This is a genomic window from Neorhizobium puerariae (genome assembly GCF_042429745.1).
Lineage (GTDB): Bacteria > Pseudomonadota > Alphaproteobacteria > Rhizobiales > Rhizobiaceae > Neorhizobium > Neorhizobium puerariae.
The window spans coordinates 49,965-68,352 of record NZ_JBHMAA010000077.1 but is presented as its reverse complement, the minus strand read 5'-3'; the positions used below and the strand labels follow the sequence as shown (position 1 = coordinate 68,352).

20 protein-coding genes are annotated in these 18,388 nt (G+C 58.9%); 12 read left to right on the top strand and 8 right to left on the bottom strand.

Going from position 1 to position 18,388, the window contains the following annotated elements; genetic code table 11:
* Nucleotides 1-5 precede the first annotated feature (5 nt).
* The 5 genes from mnmE to ACFFP0_RS31320 form a co-directional block, all read right to left on the bottom strand.
* Entirely contained in the window at nt 6-1,310 is a 1,305-nt protein-coding gene (gene mnmE / locus ACFFP0_RS31340; RefSeq protein WP_377266148.1) for a tRNA uridine-5-carboxymethylaminomethyl(34) synthesis GTPase MnmE, read from the bottom strand.
* An 87-nt stretch (nt 1,311-1,397) separates the two neighbouring features.
* On the bottom strand, nt 1,398-2,663 hold the full coding sequence (rho, locus tag ACFFP0_RS31335) for a transcription termination factor Rho (protein ID WP_139346276.1): 1,266 nt from the start codon (nt 2,661-2,663) through the stop codon (nt 1,398-1,400).
* A gap of 184 nt (nt 2,664-2,847) precedes the next feature.
* The gene (gene hemJ / locus ACFFP0_RS31330; protein ID WP_377266147.1) at nt 2,848-3,393 is read right to left on the bottom strand and encodes a protoporphyrinogen oxidase HemJ; all 546 of its coding nucleotides are present in this window, start codon (nt 3,391-3,393) and stop codon (nt 2,848-2,850) included.
* Entirely contained in the window at nt 3,390-4,424 is a 1,035-nt protein-coding gene (hemE, locus tag ACFFP0_RS31325; RefSeq protein ID WP_377266146.1) for a uroporphyrinogen decarboxylase, read from the bottom strand. The genes hemJ and hemE overlap by 4 nt, the downstream gene beginning before the upstream one ends.
* 77 nt (nt 4,425-4,501) lie before the next feature.
* A complete protein-coding gene (locus ACFFP0_RS31320; protein WP_377266145.1) occupies nt 4,502-4,708 on the bottom strand; it encodes a hypothetical protein in 207 nt (68 codons plus the stop codon).
* Between the two features lie 119 nt (nt 4,709-4,827).
* On the opposite strand from ACFFP0_RS31320, the gene ACFFP0_RS31315 reads away from it, so the two are divergent.
* Genes ACFFP0_RS31315 through dnaQ form a run of 5 tightly spaced genes read left to right on the top strand, consistent with a single transcriptional unit; the run spans nt 4,828 to nt 8,440 of the window.
* A complete protein-coding gene (locus ACFFP0_RS31315; protein ID WP_377266144.1) occupies nt 4,828-5,649 on the top strand; it encodes a pyruvate, water dikinase regulatory protein in 822 nt (273 codons plus the stop codon).
* A gap of 32 nt (nt 5,650-5,681) precedes the next feature.
* The gene (locus ACFFP0_RS31310; protein WP_377266143.1) at nt 5,682-6,275 is read left to right on the top strand and encodes a Maf-like protein; all 594 of its coding nucleotides are present in this window, start codon (nt 5,682-5,684) and stop codon (nt 6,273-6,275) included.
* Entirely contained in the window at nt 6,268-7,128 is an 861-nt protein-coding gene (locus ACFFP0_RS31305) for a shikimate dehydrogenase (RefSeq protein WP_377266142.1), read from the top strand. Before ACFFP0_RS31310 ends, ACFFP0_RS31305 begins: the two co-directional genes overlap by 8 nt.
* Nucleotides 7,125-7,712 carry a dephospho-CoA kinase gene (gene coaE / locus ACFFP0_RS31300; RefSeq protein ID WP_377266141.1) on the top strand — a complete coding sequence of 196 codons (588 nt, stop codon included), beginning with the start codon at nt 7,125-7,127 and terminating at the stop codon, nt 7,710-7,712. The genes ACFFP0_RS31305 and coaE overlap by 4 nt, the downstream gene beginning before the upstream one ends.
* A 23-nt stretch (nt 7,713-7,735) precedes the next feature.
* Nucleotides 7,736-8,440 (top strand): DNA polymerase III subunit epsilon, encoded by a 705-nt coding sequence (dnaQ, locus tag ACFFP0_RS31295; protein ID WP_377266140.1) that lies wholly within the window; start codon nt 7,736-7,738, stop codon nt 8,438-8,440.
* A gap of 48 nt (nt 8,441-8,488) precedes the next feature.
* On the opposite strand, the gene secB is transcribed toward dnaQ, so the two are convergent.
* Together secB and ACFFP0_RS31285 are read right to left on the bottom strand one after the other, a co-directional pair.
* Nucleotides 8,489-8,965 (bottom strand): protein-export chaperone SecB, encoded by a 477-nt coding sequence (gene secB / locus ACFFP0_RS31290; protein ID WP_377266139.1) that lies wholly within the window; start codon nt 8,963-8,965, stop codon nt 8,489-8,491.
* A gap of 84 nt (nt 8,966-9,049) precedes the next feature.
* On the bottom strand, nt 9,050-9,565 hold the full coding sequence (locus tag ACFFP0_RS31285; protein WP_377266138.1) for an FxsA family protein: 516 nt from the start codon (nt 9,563-9,565) through the stop codon (nt 9,050-9,052).
* A 125-nt stretch (nt 9,566-9,690) separates the two neighbouring features.
* Here ACFFP0_RS31285 and ACFFP0_RS31280 point away from each other — a divergent pair, with 125 nt between their 5' ends.
* The 5 genes from ACFFP0_RS31280 (at nt 9,691) to gyrB (ending at nt 14,996) form a co-directional block, all read left to right on the top strand.
* A complete protein-coding gene (locus ACFFP0_RS31280) occupies nt 9,691-10,389 on the top strand; it encodes a Tim44/TimA family putative adaptor protein (protein ID WP_377266286.1) in 699 nt (232 codons plus the stop codon).
* Nucleotides 10,386-11,504 (top strand): murein transglycosylase A, encoded by a 1,119-nt coding sequence (gene mltA / locus ACFFP0_RS31275; RefSeq protein ID WP_377266137.1) that lies wholly within the window; start codon nt 10,386-10,388, stop codon nt 11,502-11,504. The genes ACFFP0_RS31280 and mltA overlap by 4 nt, the downstream gene beginning before the upstream one ends.
* On the top strand, nt 11,501-12,073 hold the full coding sequence (locus ACFFP0_RS31270) for a Smr/MutS family protein (protein ID WP_377266136.1): 573 nt from the start codon (nt 11,501-11,503) through the stop codon (nt 12,071-12,073). Before mltA ends, ACFFP0_RS31270 begins: the two co-directional genes overlap by 4 nt.
* Nucleotides 12,070-12,435, top strand: coding sequence for a helix-turn-helix domain-containing protein (locus tag ACFFP0_RS31265; protein WP_377266135.1), 366 nt, complete (start codon nt 12,070-12,072; stop codon nt 12,433-12,435). Before ACFFP0_RS31270 ends, ACFFP0_RS31265 begins: the two co-directional genes overlap by 4 nt.
* Nucleotides 12,436-12,560: 125 nt before the next feature.
* A complete protein-coding gene (gene gyrB / locus ACFFP0_RS31260) occupies nt 12,561-14,996 on the top strand; it encodes a DNA topoisomerase (ATP-hydrolyzing) subunit B (RefSeq protein WP_377266134.1) in 2,436 nt (811 codons plus the stop codon).
* 95 nt (nt 14,997-15,091) lie between these two features.
* Here gyrB and ACFFP0_RS31255 read toward each other — a convergent pair whose 3' ends face one another.
* A complete protein-coding gene (locus ACFFP0_RS31255; RefSeq protein ID WP_377266133.1) occupies nt 15,092-15,691 on the bottom strand; it encodes a nitroreductase family protein in 600 nt (199 codons plus the stop codon).
* A 156-nt stretch (nt 15,692-15,847) separates the two neighbouring features.
* On the opposite strand from ACFFP0_RS31255, the gene ACFFP0_RS31250 reads away from it, so the two are divergent.
* Together ACFFP0_RS31250 and ACFFP0_RS31245 are read left to right on the top strand one after the other, a co-directional pair.
* Nucleotides 15,848-16,690: a fumarylacetoacetate hydrolase family protein gene (locus ACFFP0_RS31250; protein ID WP_377266132.1), complete on the top strand. Its 843-nt coding sequence runs from the start codon at nt 15,848-15,850 to the stop codon at nt 16,688-16,690.
* 274 nt (nt 16,691-16,964) lie between these two features.
* Nucleotides 16,965-18,248 (top strand): polyhydroxyalkanoate depolymerase, encoded by a 1,284-nt coding sequence (locus ACFFP0_RS31245; RefSeq protein WP_377266131.1) that lies wholly within the window; start codon nt 16,965-16,967, stop codon nt 18,246-18,248.
* Nucleotides 18,249-18,388: the final 140 nt, after the last annotated feature.

The window sequence follows — 18,388 nt, the reverse complement described above, 5'->3', positions numbered from 1 at the left end:
GTGAATCATTTACCGATGCAGAATTGCGAAAAAATCACATCCAAAAGCTGCTCGACATCAACATGTCCCGTAATACGTCCAAGTGACGACGCGGCCGCTCGAAGGCTTTCAGCCCGGATATCCAAGCCTTGGCCGTTTAACGCTTCCGCGACGAAATTGGAAGCCTCTTTGAGATGATTGACGTGCCGCATGCGATTGGGAACAAGTGATCCCGACCAGAGTTTCTGAAGATAATTGAGGATATAGGAACGGAGTTGTCCCAGACCTTCGCCGCTCTTGCTGGATAGGCAAATGTCGTAATTCGATGAACTATCGTGCTGATCTAGCTTGGTGCCAATCCGCACCACCTTTGCGTCCGGTAAATCCAGATCATGTTCCGGAACCGAATCGATCTCTTCGAGGAGGAGGATCATGTCCGCCTGCCCAAGGGCGATCCTCGCGCGACGTACCCCTTCCTGCTCGACCCGGTCCTCGCTTTCCCGCAAACCGGCCGTGTCGAAGAAACGCACGAGATATCCGTCCAGATCGATATCCACATGTAGAATATCCCGGGTGGTCCCCGCAACTTCCGCGACAATGGCGACGTCCCTTTGCGCAAGGGCGTTAAGCAGACTGGACTTTCCGGCGTTCGGTGGTCCGGCGATCACCACCTTATATCCATCCCTGATGATCTCACCCGCCTTCGCCGCAGCGATATGCTCTTCCATCTCCAGGTAGAGAGCTCCCATATCCGCCCAGACACGCTCGGATACCGAACCCGGCACATCATCTTCATCGGCGAAATCCAGCTCCGCCTCGATCATCGCCCGCGCGTGCGTCAGTCGCCGCGCCCATTCCCGATAAAGCGCCGATTGTCCGCCAAAACCCTGCTCGACAGCCAGCCTTCGCTGCATCTCCGTTTCGGCTGCGATAAGGTCTGCAAGCCCCTCGACCTCGACCAGATCGAGCCTGCCGTTTTCAAAGGCCCGCCTTGAAAATTCTCCGGCTTCCGCCAGACGAAGGCCGGGAAAACCGGAAAGCTCCCCATAGATCGCGGAGACCACGGCACGACTTCCATGAAGATGCAATTCCACGCAATCTTCACCGGTGAAGGAATTCGGGCCGCGAAAACCGAGGATCAGAGCCTGATCGATAATCGTACCGTTGCGACTCCGAATCGTTCTGAGACCGGCCTGCCGACCAGCTGGCACCGTCCCGGCGAGGATTCCAGCAACTTCAAAAGCCCGGGAACCGCTGAGCCGCACGACGGCCAGCCCAGCCGGCAGGTTGCCGCTCGAAAGTGCGAAAATGGTGTCTTCGGTTCCAGCCATACGGGATGCTTTACCAAACGGGATGTAGAAACACAAAACGCCCGACTTCGAGCCGGGCGTTTTGTACTTGTTGAATCCGGCTAAGGATTACGTATTCATTGAATCGAAGAAATCCCCGTTGTTCTTCGTCTGTTTCAGCTTATCGATGAGGAATTCAATGGCGTCCGTGGTACCCATCGGAGCGAGAATGCGGCGAAGGACGAAGATTTTCTGGAGATCCTGACGCGGCACAAGCAGATCTTCCTTACGCGTACCGGATTTCAGGATATCCATCGCCGGGAAGATGCGCTTGTCGGCGACCTTGCGGTCAAGAACGATTTCCGAGTTACCCGTTCCCTTGAACTCTTCGAAGATGACTTCGTCCATGCGGCTGCCGGTATCGATGAGGGCCGTCGCGATGATCGTCAGCGAACCACCTTCCTCGATATTGCGGGCAGCGCCGAAGAAACGCTTCGGGCGCTGCAGCGCATTGGCGTCCACGCCACCGGTGAGCACCTTGCCCGACGACGGAACGACGGTGTTATAGGCACGCCCGAGGCGTGTGATGGAGTCGAGCAGAATGACCACGTCGCGGCCATGCTCGACCAGGCGCTTGGCCTTTTCAATGACCATTTCCGCGACCTGAACGTGGCGAACGGCCGGTTCGTCGAATGTAGAGGAAACCACTTCACCGCGCACGGAGCGCTGCATGTCGGTCACTTCCTCGGGGCGCTCATCGATCAGAAGAACGATGAGATAGCATTCCGGATGGTTGGCGGTAATGGAATGGGCGATGTTCTGCAGAAGAACGGTTTTACCGGTACGCGGCGGCGCGACGATAAGGCCGCGCTGGCCCTTGCCGAGCGGCGCCACGAGATCGATGACACGGGCGGAAAGATCCTTCGACGTAGGTACGTCGAGTTCCATCTTGAACCGTTCATTCGGATAAAGCGGCGTCAGGTTGTCGAAATGAACCTTGTGCCGGATCTTCTCCGGATCATCGAAATTGATGGTGTTGACCTTGAGGAGGGCGAAATAACGTTCACCCTCCTTCGGTCCGCGAATGGGACCTTCCACCGTATCGCCGGTCTTCAGCGAAAACCGCCGGATCTGGGAAGGGGAAATATAGATGTCGTCGGGACCCGGGAGATAGTTGGCGTTCGCGGAACGCAGGAAACCGAATCCGTCCTGCAAGACCTCAACCACACCTTCGCCGATGATCTCAACATCCTGGCTCGCCAGAACCTTGAGGATAGCGAACATCAGTTCCTGCTTGCGCATCGTACTGGCGTTCTCGACCTCCAATGATTCGGCGAAGGTCAGCAAATCGGTAGGAGATTTGCTCTTGAGTTCTTGAAGCTTCATTTCAGCCATGAAGAGGTGACCATAGTGAGAATTTCAGGGGAATTTAGGCGTGTCGGTGAAATTCGCTACCGCGGAAGATGATCCGGGGACGACGGGAAATTACACGCATGCCACGAGATGAGATGGCGGTGAAAATAGCGATTCACATGGAACGCCGCAAGGGGCATCGCAGAAATCTTGCCAAAGAAGAAAATCAGAACGGTTTCACGATCACGAGGATCACGATTCCGATCATCAAGACGGTCGGAATCTCGTTCATCATCCGCCAGTAACGCGGCGACCGGCGTGGGCCGTCGACTATAAAGGTCCGGACGGCGCGGCTAAACAGCACATGCACCATGGTCAGCAGGACCACGAGTGCGATCTTGGCATGCAGCCAGCCTCCGCGAAACTCGTGGACGTCCCACGCGAGAAAAAGGCCCAGAGCCCAGGTGATCATCATCGCGGGATTCATGATGATTTTCAGAAGCCGCTGCTCCATCATCTTGAACGTTTCCGATTGCGGCGAGCCTGGTTCGGCATCGCTGTGGTAGATGAAAAGCCGCGGCATGTAGAGGAGCCCGGCCATCCAGGACATCACGGCGATCACATGGAAAGCCTTGATGTAAAGGATGAAGTCATTGGGTCGGATCAGGTAGACCAGAGCCAGAATGGCAACGAAGACCGCAAGCGCCATAAACGCCCGGGCCGCAGATCGGCGGCCGGCCGCATTGCCAGTCTGCGGTTCCGTCGGATTCATCGCCTTACTCCCCGCACACGCTCCACCAGAGCGGTCACATGATCGGGGTTGGCCTCCGGCGTGATGCCATGACCAAGATTGAAGATCAACGGCCCGTTCCCGAGCTTGTCGAGAATGGCATCTATACCCTGCTGCAGCGCCTGTCCACCGGCAACGACCCGCATCGGATCGAGATTGCCCTGGACCGGACCATCCTTCTGAAGCTCGGCCGCAAAGGAAAGCCCCACGGACCAGTCCAGCCCGATCGCATCGGCCCGCGTCTTCTGGCGGTATGTCTTCAGGTTCAACCCGGCACCTTTGGCAAAGGCTATCACTTTGGCCTTCGGCCGTTGCCCGCGCACGATCTCGATCATCCGGGCAACAGGCCTGGCGGCATAGGCCTTAAATTCCTCCTCCCCGAGGACTCCGGCCCAGGAATCGAAGATCTGGACCGCATCGGCGCCGGCGTCGATCTGCGCAATCAGATATTCCGCCGACACCTCCGCCAGAAAGGAGAGAAGCTTTTCGAAAATCTCCGGATGTTTGTAGGCAAACAGCCGGGCAGGGGCCTGGTCGGACGTGCCGTGGCCAGCGATCATGTAGGTCGCCACCGTCCATGGAGCACCACAGAAACCGAGCAGCGTGGTTTCCGCGGGAAGCTCCCGTCTCAACCAGCGGACAGTTTCGATGACCGGAGCGAGATGTCCGAGAATGTCCTCATTCCTCAACCTTTGAATGCCGGGAACGTCGATCGGGTCCATTTGCGGACCTTCGCCTTGCACGAAACGAACATTCCTTCTGAGGGCATCGGGGATGACCAGGATATCGGAGAAGAGGATTGCAGCATCGAAACCATATCGCCGGATCGGCTGCAAGGTCACCTCGACAGCCAGATCCGGCGTGTAACAGAGATCGAGGAAACTTCCGGCCCTTGCGCGCGTGTCCCGGTATTCCGGCAGATAACGTCCTGCCTGTCTCATTAGCCAGATCGGCGGTGGCGTAACGGTCTTGCCTTCCAGTACCGCGACGATCTTGCGGGTTTCGCCGGTCAATGGGTTCTCCCTAATCAAAGAAATGAATATTTAATTGGTTTTTATTTCTTAGAGTCGGTGGGTAGCAAGGATTAAAGTCAAATCACAGCTTGCGCGACCATCGGCCGCTCTATCTCCGTTCGACAGGATAAAATCACCTGTTGAACGGAAGTTTGAATGGATATCTGGGATTCAGCAAGATAATTCAATAAGATGAGATAGGCATGAAAGCGGAACTGGCTGTGGACAAGCTGGGGAGAAGAAAAGGACTTGATGCCTTTATCCCCAGAGCGCACAAGTTCCATTGATAGCTGTTCATCGAATCTGCGGATGTGGAAAACGAGGCGGTTTTCCCAGGCCTCGCCGCGAGGCAGGGACAGTCCGTTCGGCTCTCCCGGGTTTTCAACAAAGGGTCAAGATTAGCGTGGAGAACAGAAAAAACTTCTTCCATCTGCACCTGATATCTGACTCGACGGGAGAGACCTTGATCTCCGCAGGCCGGGCCGCTTCCGTCCAGTTTCAATCGTCGCTGGCGATCGAACATGTCTATCCGCTGATTCGAAACCGCAAGCAGCTCCTGTCTGTGCTGAACGATATCGATCGCGAGCCCGGCATCGTTCTTTATACGATCGTCGATCGGGAACTGGCGGAATTCATAGATCAGCGCTGCCGTGAGATGGGTCTTCCCTGCGTCAACGTTCTCGAGCCGGTCATGGCGACGTTCCAGGCCTATCTCGGCGCTCCGTCACGTCGGCGTGTCGGCGCGCAGCACGCTTTGAATGCCGATTATTTCAAGCGCATCGAGGCGCTCAATTTCACGATGGACCATGACGATGGCCAGATGCCGGAGGAATATGACGAGGCGGATATCGTGCTGATCGGCATCAGCCGTACATCGAAGACGCCGACCAGCATCTATCTTGCAAATCGCGGTATCAAGACGGCCAACATTCCGATCGTGCCCGGCGTGGATCTGCCCGATAGCCTTTATCGCGCCACGCGACCGTTGATCGTCGGCCTGGTCGCGACGACCGACCGGATCAGCCAGGTGCGGGAAAACCGCGAGCTGGGCTCCACTCATGGCTTTGACCGTCGCCATTACACGGACCGAGCGACGATCAACGAGGAATTGAAATATGCTCGTGCGTTGTGCGCCCGGCACAATTGGCCGATCATCGATGTAACGCGACGCTCGATCGAGGAGACGGCCGCCGCTATCGTTGCGCTGCGACCGAAGCTGCGTTAAGCGAAACGGCCTGCCGCTTTTGGGAGATTTTCGTGACAGTGCCCCTTGTGCTTGCCTCCTCCAGTCCTTTCCGCCGCGCGCTGATGGCAAATGCCGGCCTGACGTTTGAGAACCGTCCCGCCGAGATCGATGAGCGGAAGATAGAGGCCGGGCTTGAAGGAGCGTCACCGGACCAGGTGGCGTTGACGCTTGCCAAGGCCAAGGCGCTGGATGTCAGCCGCCATGTCCCGCATGCGCTGGTGATCGGATCAGATCAGACCATGTCTCTTGGCAACCGGGTCTATCACAAGCCGAAGTCCCTCGCCAAAGCAAGGGAAAGCCTGCTTTCGCTGTCTGGCAAGACCCACCGGCTCAACAGCGCGATCACGCTTGCCGGACATGGCGATATCGTTTGGGAACATGTTTCCCATGCTGACCTGACGGTCCGGCCGCTGAGCGAAACCTTTGTCGATCGCTATCTTGCACGTGTCGGTGAAAAGGTGTTCGGCAGCGTCGGTGCCTATCAGCTTGAAGGCGAGGGCATTCAGCTCTTCTCGGATATCGAGGGAGATTATTTCACGATTCTCGGCCTGCCCATGTTGCCGCTCCTGGGGAAACTGCGTGAACTTGGAGCCATCGATGGCTGATTCACGTGAAACATTCTTGGTTAACGCATTCGTCACAGGCTGGCCGGTGAAGCATTCACGCTCGCCGTTGATCCACAATTACTGGCTCAGGCAGCTCGGCATATCCGGCACCTACAAGGCCGAGGCGATCTCAGAACAAGATTTTCCGGCTTTCATACAGGCCCTGAAGGACGGCAGCGCGGGATATCGCGGCGGCAATGTCACCATTCCCCACAAGGAAATGGCCTACAAACTGGCCAACCGGCCCGATGCCCTTGCCGAAGAGCTCGGCGCATCGAATACGCTCTGGATGGAAGACGGCCTGCTTCATGCGTCGAATACGGACGGTTATGGCTTCACCGCCAATCTCGACGATTGTCATCCGGAATGGGACAAAGCCGGCCGTGCCGTGATTTTCGGAGCCGGTGGAGCCAGCCGTGCGGTGATCCAGGCAATTCGCAACCGCGGCGTCGGAGAGATACATGTCGTCAACCGCACCGTTTCCCGGGCACGGGAACTGGCCGACCGCTTTGGCCCAAGCGTACACGCCCATGCCGTCGAGGCTCTCGGCGAGGTGATGTCCGGCGCAGGGCTGTTCATCAATACGACATCGCTCGGCATGGATGGGAGTGAAGCGCCCCGGATCGACTTCTCGCGTCTCCGGGATGATGCGGTCGTGACCGATATCGTTTATGTGCCGCTGAAGACCCCTCTGCTTGCCCAGGCGGAAGAGCAGGGGTTTGCGATTGTCGACGGGCTCGGCATGCTTCTGCATCAAGCCGTACCCGGTTTCGAAAAATGGTTCGGCCGCCGGCCGCTGGTCGACAAGGTGCTTCGTGACCTCGTGATCGCCGATATGGAAAAACACGGATGATTGTCATCGGGCTGACCGGTTCCATCGGCATGGGAAAATCCACGACGGCGAAAATGTTCGCCGAAGAGGGCATTCCGGTGAACGATTCCGATGCCGTCGTCCATGATCTTTACCGCACCGATGCGGTTGAGCCCGTTGGCAAGGCCTTTCCCGGCACGATCGCCGACGGGGTCATAGACCGGCGGGAATTGTCCCGTCAGCTTGCGGTCGCTCCGGAAAAATTCCCGATCCTCGAATCGATCGTCCACCCGCTGGTTCGACAGCGGGAAGCCGATTTCCTGAAGCACCATCGGCAAGCCGGTACTGGTCTGGTGCTTCTCGACATCCCCCTTCTTTTCGAGGTGAAGGCGGAAAGCCGCGTGGATGTGATTGTCGTCGTCACCTGCGATCCACAGATCCAGTGGGAGAGGGTGCTTGCGCGTCCGGGCATGACGGAGGAAAAATTGGCGATGATTCTCTCCCGCCAGCTGCCTGATTCGGAAAAGCGGAAGAGAGCCGACTTCCTTGTCGACACAGGTCTTGGCCTGGAAGCTGCAAGGGAAAGGGTACGGGAAATCATCGCCTCCCTGCGGGACGCGAAATAAACGCCGGAAAGACGGGCGAGAACATGCGCGAGATCATTTTCGATACGGAAACCACCGGCCTCGAATCGAAGTTCGATCGGGTGATCGAAATCGGCGGGGTCGAGTTGATCAACAATTTTCCGACCGGCAAGACGCTGCATCTCTATATCAATCCGGGCGATCGCAAGGTTCATCCGGATGCGCTTGCCGTCCACGGCATCACCGATGAATTCCTGAAGGACAAGCCGGGCTTCGGGGACGTGGCCCAGAAGATCGTAGAGTTCTTCGACGGCGCGAAGTGGATCGCCCACAACGCTACCTTCGATATCGGTTTCATCAATGCGGAATTCGCTCGGATCGGACTTCCGCCGGTGCAGATGGACCGGGTCGTCGATACGCTGGCCATGGCGCGTCGCAAACATCCGATGGGGCCGAATTCGCTCGATGCGCTCTGCCGTCGTTATGGCATCGACAATGCCCATCGTACCAAGCACGGCGCGCTTCTCGATTCCGAACTTCTGGCGGAAGTCTATATCGAGATGACCGGCGGCCGTCAGGCGGCCCTCGGCCTGAGCGGAGCCGAACAGTCGACGACGGTGATCGAGGTCGAGGAAGTGGTGATCACCGCCACCAGCCGCCCGAGGCCTCTGCCGGCCCGGTTGACGGAAGCCGAGATCGAAGCCCATGGCGCGATGGTCGCATCCCTCAAGGACAAGGCCCTCTGGCTGAAATATCGTACGGCCGAATAAAAAAGCCGGGCTTGGCCCGGCTTTCCTGGATCGTATCTGGAACAACTCTTAGCTGTTGAGCGCCTGAACCTTGGAGCGCGCCTGTTCTTCGGCCATGCGCTGCGTAAACATCTGCGCAAAGTCGATCGGGTCGATCATCAAGGGCGGGAAACCACCGTTGCGGGTTACATCCGCAATAATCTGGCGGGCAAAGGGGAAAAGCAGCCGCGGGCATTCGATGAACAGCAGCGGCAGCATGTGCTCCTGCGGGAAACCGGTGACGCGGAAAACGCCGCCGTAAACGAGTTCGGCGGCGAAAACCACCTTGTCGCCTTCCTTGGCTTCGGCGTTCAGCGTCAACACGACATCGAAATCCACTTCGGAAAGCGGATTGGCGTTGACATTCACATTGATGTTGATGCTTGGCGCCTTGTCGCGAGCCTGCAGGGAGCGGGGCGCACCCGGGTTCTCGAAGGAGAGATCCTTGGTGTATTGTGCCAGAATGTTGATGGACGGCTGGGCGGCCTGGTTGTTTTCGTCTGCCATGGGACTTCCTCGAGGCTTTAGAGCGTTGAGGCCCTCTAACATCTTGTAATATGGCTTACAACCCTGGCAAACTTGCGGCGTCGCTCAAGGTTCTTTGCCTTTTGGCCCAGCCCAGGGTGAAGACGGGTTGGGATTGCGATGGAAATCCTCTTCGTCGAGGTCGACCACCGGGCCGGACTTCCTGTCATTGGGAGAGGGCTTTCCGCTTTCGTAGCGATAGCGCGTGCTGTTGGATGAACCGACCACAACGATGCGGCGGCCGACCAGCGACCAGATGAGATTGCGCACGAAAGGAATGAAAAGCGCCAGTCCAACGATGTCGGTGAGGAAGCCGGGCAGGAGAAGCAGGATGCCGGCGACCACGATCATAGCGCCGTCGATGAGTGCCCGCCCGGGCATCCGGCCTTCGCGGCCCTCCGTGGAGACCTGCCGCAACATGTGCATGCCCTGGGTCCGGAGCAGAACGGCGCCAAGGATCGCCGTGCCGATCACCAGCCCGAGCGTCGCCCAAAGGCCGATCGCACGGCCGACCAGCACAAAACCGGCGATTTCTGCCAGCGGCCAGGCGACGAGAAAGAGCGGCACGAGAGAGAAACGCATGTTGTTCCCTGTTATTGATGGCCCGACAGCGCTCTCGCACTGACGTCTTCGCTATTTGAATGATCGGCGGATGCGGACTATATGAGAAAGTGCACCAAACATTTAAACGGCAATTGCGGGTTAAGATGGGCTCCAACGACTTTATAACACTCTTTTTCCTTGTCGCCGCTGTTCTGATCTTCCTGCAACTGCGCAGTGTGCTCGGTCGGCGGACGGGAAACGAGAAGCCGCCGTTCGATCCGTACAGCCCGCGCGATGTCGCGAAGAATCCGAACGGCGACGATAGCAAGGTCGTCACGTTGCCGCGCCGTGAATCGCAGGACGACGAGCAGCGTTATGCCGATATCGATGCCGTGGCCAAGCCCGATACGCCGTTGAATGCCGCACTTCGCGAAGTGCTGAAGGCCGATCCCTCCTTCCGGCCGCGCGAGTTCCTGAATGGCGCCCGCATGGCCTATGAGATGATCGTCATGGCTTTTGCGGATGGTGATCGCAAGACGTTGAAAGGCCTGCTCTCGAAAGAGGTATACGACGGATTCGACACCGCTATTTCCGAACGGGAAGCCAGGGGCGAGCTGGTGAAGTCCACTTTTGTCGGCATCGACAAATCGGATATCACACAGGCGGCCGTCAAGGACTCCGAGGCGCAGGTCACGGTTCGCATTGTCAGCCAGTTGATTTCCGCCACTTATGACAAGGCCGGCACTCTGATCGAAGGCGATCAGGAAACCGTCGCCGAAGTGACGGATATCTGGACCTTCGCACGCGACATCCGCTCTCGCGACCCGAACTGGAAGCTCGTGGCGACCGAATCAGAGCAATGACGGGCAATTCCGCGGATTATACGGTCCGGGCCGTTTTCTTTTCCGATCTGGCGGGGTGGGAGGAAGATGACCCGACCCTGCTCTTTGCCGGCATGCGGGCGTGTCTTGATCATATTCGCAACGTCAAGCCCTATCGCACCGGGTCGTTCGGCCTGACGGCTCATGATCTGGAGGCGTTGATGGAAAAGGCCGGCGAAGGTCCACGGGATGCCGCTTCGGCCCGCGCCTTTTTCGAAACCCATTGCACGCCGTTCCTGATTTCCCGTTCCGATGGCAAGCGTGGCTTCGTAACGGCCTTTTACGAGCCGGAAGTGGAAGTCTCCGAAATCCGGGATGAAACCTGGGCGCATCCTTTTTATTACCGCCCGGATGATCTGGTCGACCTTGATGAGATGAGTCGCCCGACAGGTATGGATTCCGGCTACATGTTCGGCCGGAGGACGCCGGAAGGTATTGTGCCCTACCCGGATCGCGGCGAGATCGATCGCGGTTTCCTGGAAGGCCGTAGTCTCGAAATCGCCTGGGCCAGATCGAAAGTCGATGTCTTCTTTGCCCATGTGCAAGGCACAGCGCGGCTGAGGTATCCCGATGGACAGATCAGGCGCATCACCTATGCCGCCAAGGCCGGACATCCTTTTTCCCCCGTTGGCAGGCTTCTGATCGACCGCGGCGAGATCGATCCGGCAAGGATCTCCATGCAGAGCATCCGGGCCTGGCTCGCTCGGAATCCGGCTAAGGTCGATGAGGTGCTCTGGCATAATCGCTCCTATATATTTTTCCGGGAGGCTGACGTTTCCGATCCGTCACTGGGGCCGGTGGCCGCCGCGAAAGTGCCGCTGATTGCCGGCCGTTCGCTTGCGGTCGACAGGCAGGTCCATACGTTCGGTTTCCCCTTCTTCATCCGGTCCGAGAGCCTCACCCATCTGGATGGCGGAAGGCCCTTCGGGCGGCTGATGCTGGCCCTCGATACGGGATCGGCGATCATCGGGCCTGCCCGTGGCGATATATTTACCGGCTCCGGTTTCGAGGCGGGTGAACTGGCGGGCACGGTGCGTCATGATGCGGATTTCCATATCCTGATTCCCAATGCGGCTTCTGTCAGGTATGGCGGATGAGAGGCGGGCGGAAACTCGATCCGGAAGAGCGGATACTCTGGGGCAAGGTGGCCAAATCCACCCGGGCGCTGCCGGGCCGCATGAAGGAAATCCTTGAATTCGAGGAGGAAGAGGCGGCGAGGCTCGTCGCGGAAGAAGCCGCCAAGCCGAAGCCAGCACCAGCCTCCGGAACGCAGGGCAGCGAAATCGCCGCTGCGAAGCAGAAGCGGGCAGGCGGGATGCATCATCCCCTGGAAAAGCCGGTGAAGAAGAAGCTGGCTAAAGGGCGTCTTGCGATCGAAGCGCGGCTCGATCTCCATGGCCTCTTCCAGGGCGAGGCCCATGACCTTTTGCTGGATTTCCTGCTGAAGGCTCACGAGCGCGGCCTTCGCCATGTCCTTGTCATCACCGGAAAAGGGAGTTCCATGGGTAGCGAGGGAGCGCTGCGCCGTGCCGTGCCGCTCTGGTTTTCGAAGGCGGAGTTCCGCTTCCTGATTTCGTCCTACGAGTGGGCGGCGCGTCATCATGGCGGCGAGGGCGCCATGTATGTGCGGCTTGCCCGCAGTCGCACGGGAGGAGATTGGGAATGACGCCCTTCGGCGATGCCATGCGCGAACTACGTCGGCGCAAGGGTGTGACCCAGCGCACGCTGGCCGAGGCGATCGGTGTTACGCCCGCTTATCTCTCGGCGCTGGAGCATGGACGCCGCGGCCGTCCGACCTTCGAGCTTCTGCAGCGGATCGCCGGTTACTTCAACGTCATCTGGGACGAGGCGGAAGAGCTTTTTCGCATCGCCGAGGCTTCTCATCCCAGGGTCGTGCTGGATACCACAGGTCTGCCGGCCTCCTACACAGCCTTTGCCAACCGTCTGGCGCAACAGATTCGCACTCTGCCGCCGGACATGATAGAAGAATTCGACCAGCGCCTGAAAAAAGCCCGTTCCAGCGGCTGATTTAGGGGTGCATCCACGGCTTTCGCGCCGCCAAACCTTTAGAAACCGCCCCGATTTTCCTATATTTCGTGGGTGGAACAGTTGGTGATTCGCTCGCCGCTCTCAAACGAATTGGAAGATACTTGATGACCGATACACCCGTCAGCGCGAATGACGCGAGTGCCGAATATGGTGCCGATTCGATCAAGGTTCTGAAAGGCCTCGATGCCGTTCGCAAGCGTCCCGGCATGTATATCGGCGACACCGACGACGGTTCCGGCCTTCATCATATGGTCTATGAGGTCGTGGACAACGCGATCGACGAGGCACTGGCGGGCCATGCGGATCTGGTGACCGTGACGCTCAATCCGGATGGCTCCGTGACGGTAACGGACAATGGCCGCGGCATCCCGACCGCCATTCATAGTGGAGAGGGCGTCTCGGCCGCCGAGGTCATCATGACGCAGCTCCATGCGGGCGGCAAATTCGACCAGAATTCCTACAAGGTTTCCGGGGGTCTGCATGGCGTGGGCGTTTCGGTCGTCAATGCTCTTTCCGTTTGGTTGAAGCTGCGTATCCGGCGCAGCGGCAAGGTCCACGAGATTTCCTTCACCCATGGTGTGGCCGATGCGCCGCTGAAGGTCGTCGAAGACTACGAGGGCCGTTCGGGCACCGAGGTCACCTTTCTTGCCAGCCCGCAAACCTTCACAATGACCGAGTACGACTACGGCACGCTGGAACATCGCCTGCGTGAACTGGCCTTCCTTAATTCGGGCGTCAGAATCCGGCTCACGGACAAGCGTAAGCCGGATATCAAGGAGGAAGAGATGATCTATGACGGGGGCCTTGAGGCCTTCGTCCGTTATCTCGACCGTTCCAAGAAGCCGCTTGTCGACAAACCCGTTGCCATCAAGGGTGAAAAGGACGGCATCACCGTCGAGGTGGCCATGTGGTGGAATGACAGTTACCACGAGAACGTGCTCTGCTTCACCAACAACATTCCGCAGCGTGACGGCGGCACGCATATGGCTGGTTTCCGGGGTGCCCTGACGCGCCAGGTGACGTCCTATGCGGATAGCTCCGGCATCACCAAGAAGGAAAAGGTCACGCTGCAGGGCGAAGATTGCCGCGAGGGCCTGACGGCTGTCCTGTCGGTCAAGGTGCCGGACCCGAAATTCTCGTCGCAGACCAAGGACAAGCTTGTTTCCTCGGAAGTCCGCCCCGTGGTCGAAAGCCTTGTGAACGAGGCGCTGAGCACCTGGTTCGAAGAACATCCGACGGAAGCCAAGATTCTCGTGGGCAAGGTGGTCGAGGCCGCTGTCGCCCGTGAAGCGGCGCGCAAGGCGCGGGAGCTGACGCGGCGCAAGGGCGTGCTCGATATAGCTTCGCTGCCCGGCAAGCTTGCCGATTGCTCCGAGCGCGATCCGGCTAAGTCCGAGCTTTTCCTGGTCGAGGGCGATTCCGCTGGCGGCTCCGCCAAGCAGGGACGCTCGCGCGAGAACCAGGCGATTCTGCCGCTGCGCGGCAAGATCCTGAACGTCGAGCGCGCCCGTTTCGACAAGATGCTGTCGAGCCAGGAAATCGGCACGCTGATCACCGCGCTGGGCACGTCGATCGGCAAGGACGAGTTCAATGCCGACAAGCTGCGCTATCACAAGATCATCATCATGACCGACGCCGACGTCGACGGCGCCCACATCCGCACGCTGCTGCTGACCTTCTTCTTCCGCCAGATGCCGGACCTGATCGAACGCGGCCACATCTACATCGCGCAGCCGCCGCTCTACAAGGTGACGCGCGGCAAGTCGATCCAGTACCTGAAGGACGAGAAGGCGCTGGAGGAATACCTGATCAGCATGGGCCTGGAGGAAGCGACGCTCAGGCTTGGTTCCGGCGAAGTCCGCGCCGGCCAGGACCTGCGCGAAGTCATCCAGGATGCATTGCGCCTTCGTTCTCTGGTCGATGGTCTGCATTCCCGTTACAATCGGTCGATCATCGAACAGGCGGCGATCGCCGGCGCGCTCAACCCGGAACTCACGGACAATCGCGAACGCGCCCAGCAGACGGCGGACGAAGTCGCCCGTCGGCTCGACATGATCGCTGAGGAAACCGAACGTGGCTGGTCCGGCCATGTGACCGGCGAGGGTGGTCTGCGCTTCGAGCGCATGGTGCGCGGTGTCAAGGAGGTCGCGGCGCTCGACATGGCGCTGATCGGCTCGGCCGATGCGCGGCATATCGACCAGATGACGGTCCGGCTGCAGGAAATCTATCGTACGCCGCCGGTTCTTGCCCGCAAGGACGGCGAGCAGGAGATTTCCGGCCCGCGTGCTCTTCTCGACTCCATCTTCGCCGCCGGCCGCAAGGGTCTCTCGATGCAGCGCTACAAGGGCCTTGGCGAGATGAATGCCGAGCAGCTGTGGGAAACGACGCTCGACCCGAATGTCCGTTCGCTGCTGCAGGTCAAGGTTAACGACGCGACTGACGCCGACGGTCTTTTCTCCCGCCTCATGGGTGACGAGGTCGAGCCGCGGCGCGACTTCATTCAGGAAAATGCGCTAAGCGTCGCCAATCTCGACATCTGACCGGCGAAGCTAAAAATGTTTCACGTGAATCTTTTCTGTGGATAAGCGGATTCACGTGAAACACATCGGATGGCCTGCGGATTGTGTCTCCGCGTTCATGGCTCCCCGGTGAATTTCCCTTCGAAGGCGATTTCCGAGACCGGCTTACGCTTGCTGGGGAATTCCCGTTCGCGCAGGTCCTCCGGCAATGTGCTCCTGTCGGCGATCCGGCCGATCGCCGCTGCCGCCTCCACCCGATAGCCCTCTGGAATGCCGAGCACTTCGACCGCCTTGTCACGGTCGAGGCCTTCCATGCCATGGGCGTGATAACGGAGCTTCATCGCCTGGGCCGCGATCGAGAACCAGGCGGCACCCGTATCGAAGGAATGGGTATAGGCAAGTCGCCGCTCCCCGTCGCTGGCGACGCGATAGGTCTTGGAGATCATGATGATCAGTGCCGCCGCATTCTTCGCCCAGCGCTGGTTTCCGGGTGAGAGGATATCGACGAGAACCGGAAAGAAAGGCGTGCCGCGCAGGCCGTAGACGAAGCGCCAGGGCTGGTTGTTGCCGGAGGAAGGAGCCCAATGGGCGGCATCGAGGATCGTCAGTACGGTCTCCCGGGTGATCGTCTCGTCGGTGAAGGCGCGTGGCGACCAGCGGTCCAGAAAAAAGGTATCGACCGGAAATTCCGATGCGCGGGTATTGCTGCTGGTCATGGTTTCCTCTGAAGTTACGACGTCCGGATTGGACAGAGGAAAGAGAATAGGTCGAACGGCATGCTTGGCAACGGGTCGTTTGCTGTTGCGAAACAGGGGTGACAAGCCATCACACATGTTTCATAAACCTGTCCGACCAAAGTTGGAGGACATCTGTTGAAACTGATGCGCGTTGGTGCGCCGGGCCAGGAAAAGCCGGCGATTCTCGACAGCAAGGGCAAGATTCGCGATCTCTCCGGTCATGTGACGGATATCGCTGGCGCTGCGATTTCGCCTGATGGTCTTGCGAAGATCGCTTCCATCGATCCCGAAAGCCTGCCGGAACTGCAGCCGGCCCGCATCGGTGCCTGTGTTGCGGGCACGGGCAAGTTCATCTGCATCGGCCTCAACTATTCCGACCATGCCGCCGAAACTGGCGCGACCGTTCCGCCCGAACCGATCATCTTCATGAAGGCGACGTCGGCCATTGTCGGTCCGAACGACGATGTTGTCATTCCGCGTGGCTCCGTGAAGACCGATTGGGAAGTCGAACTCGGCGTGGTCATCGGCAAGACCGCGAAATACGTTTCCGAAGCAGATGCTCTTGATTATGTCGCCGGTTATTGCCTGACGAACGACGTGTCCGAGCGGGCCTTCCAGGCGGAACGTTCCGGCCAGTGGACCAAGGGCAAGTCCTGCGATACTTTCGGGCCGATCGGCCCCTGGCTCGTCACCAAGGATGAGGTCGCAGACCCGCAGAATCTCGGCATGTGGCTGAAAGTCAACGGCGAAACCATGCAGAACGGCTCGACCCGGACGATGGTTTACGGCGTTCGTTATCTCGTCTCTTATCTGAGCCAGTTCATGTCGCTGCACCCGGGCGACATCATTTCCACCGGCACGCCGCCCGGTGTCGGCCTTGGCATGAAACCGCCGCGCTTCCTCAAGGCGGGCGAGGTCGTCGAACTCGGGATCGATGGCCTGGGCACCCAGAAGCAGACGTTTGTCGCTGACGTTTAAGTGATCGAAGGACTCGTGTTTTTGGCAGACACGAGTCCTTTACCAGTCTTGGAGGACGGAACTTTAAGCCTTGTCTGCCATTCTGGACCGCGAGTGAACCATCCGCGGATGATCCGCAATATTGCCCTGTCGATTGGCAAAATCCCACCGGTAGCCCTTCCTGATGTTGCGCCGCAATAAAAAACTGCTAGTTTATCCCGACCCCACTGCTGAACCGCTCGGTTCGACACACCTGTCGAACGCGCTGTCGGAAGTCACGAGAGGTGGCACATCCATGTTCTACCAGCTTTACGAGATGAACCATGCCGCCATGGCGCCGTTCCGCGCCGCGGCCGATGCCATGCGTTTCTTTTATGACAATCCGCTCAATCCGCTGTCTCAGACCACGGCCGGGCGGGCGGTTTCCGCCAGTCTCGAAGTTTTCGAGCGCGTGACCCGCAGGTATGGCAAGCCCGCCTTCGGGCTCGGCGGGACCGCCGTCGACGGGCGAGCCGTTCCGGTAACGGAAGAGATCGTCTGGGCAAAACCCTTCTGCAACCTCCTGCATTTCCGGCGCGACTTGCCGGCAGGCAGGGCGGAAGATCAGAAGATCCTGGTTGTCGCGCCGATGTCCGGCCACTACGCCACGCTTCTGCGCGGCACTGTCGAGGCGCTCCTGCCGCATGCGGATGTCTATATCACGGACTGGATCGATGCCCGCATGGTGCCGATCGTCGAGGGTCGTTTCGACCTTGATGATTACATCGACTATATCGTCGAGATGCTGCACGTCATCGGTCCCGGCACGCATGTGATCGGCGTCTGCCAGCCGTCGGTGCCGGTACTGGCCGCCGCTGCGGTGATGGAATCCCAAAGGGATTCGATGATGCCTGCATCGATGACGCTCATGGGCGGACCGATCGACACCCGCATCAACCCGACAGCGGTCAACAAGCTCGCGGAAGAACATCCGCTCGAATGGTTCCGGGACAATGTCATAATGAACGTGCCCTGGCCGCAGCCGGGCTTCATGCGGCGCGTCTACCCGGGCTTCCTCCAGTTGTCGGGTTTCATGTCGATGAACCTCGATCGTCACCTGATGGCGCACAAGGAGTTCTTCGAGCACCTCGTCAAGAACGATGGTGAATCGGCCGAGAAGCACCGGGATTTCTACGATGAATATCTGGCGGTCATGGACCTGACGGAGGAATTCTACCTCCAGACGGTCGATACCGTCTTCATCCGGCATTCTCTGCCGAAAGGCGAGATGATGCACCGGATGACGCCTGTCGATACCAAGGCGATCCGCAACGTCGCGCTGCTGACGATCGAGGGTGAGAACGACGACATCTCCGGTCTCGGACAGACGAAGGCAGCCCAGACGATCTGCCCTAATATCCCGCCGGACATGCGCATGCACTATATGCAACCGGATGTCGGCCACTACGGTGTGTTCAACGGTTCGCGTTTCCGTCGCGAGATTGCACCGCGTATCGTCGAGTTTATCCGCAAGCACGCGAGGGCGCCTGCCGGGAAGACCCCCGTCAAGCGCGTCATAAACGGTGGGAAGGCTGGCTGAAACGGCCTTACCGTGGATTTCCGGCTTATATTTCAGCATCTTCTTTGATTTAATGATCCGTCTTCTTGAAGGCGGATCATGGGCTCACCAAATCGGATGCAGTCGGGCTGGCATATGGGCCACCCGCTGAAACTATCGGG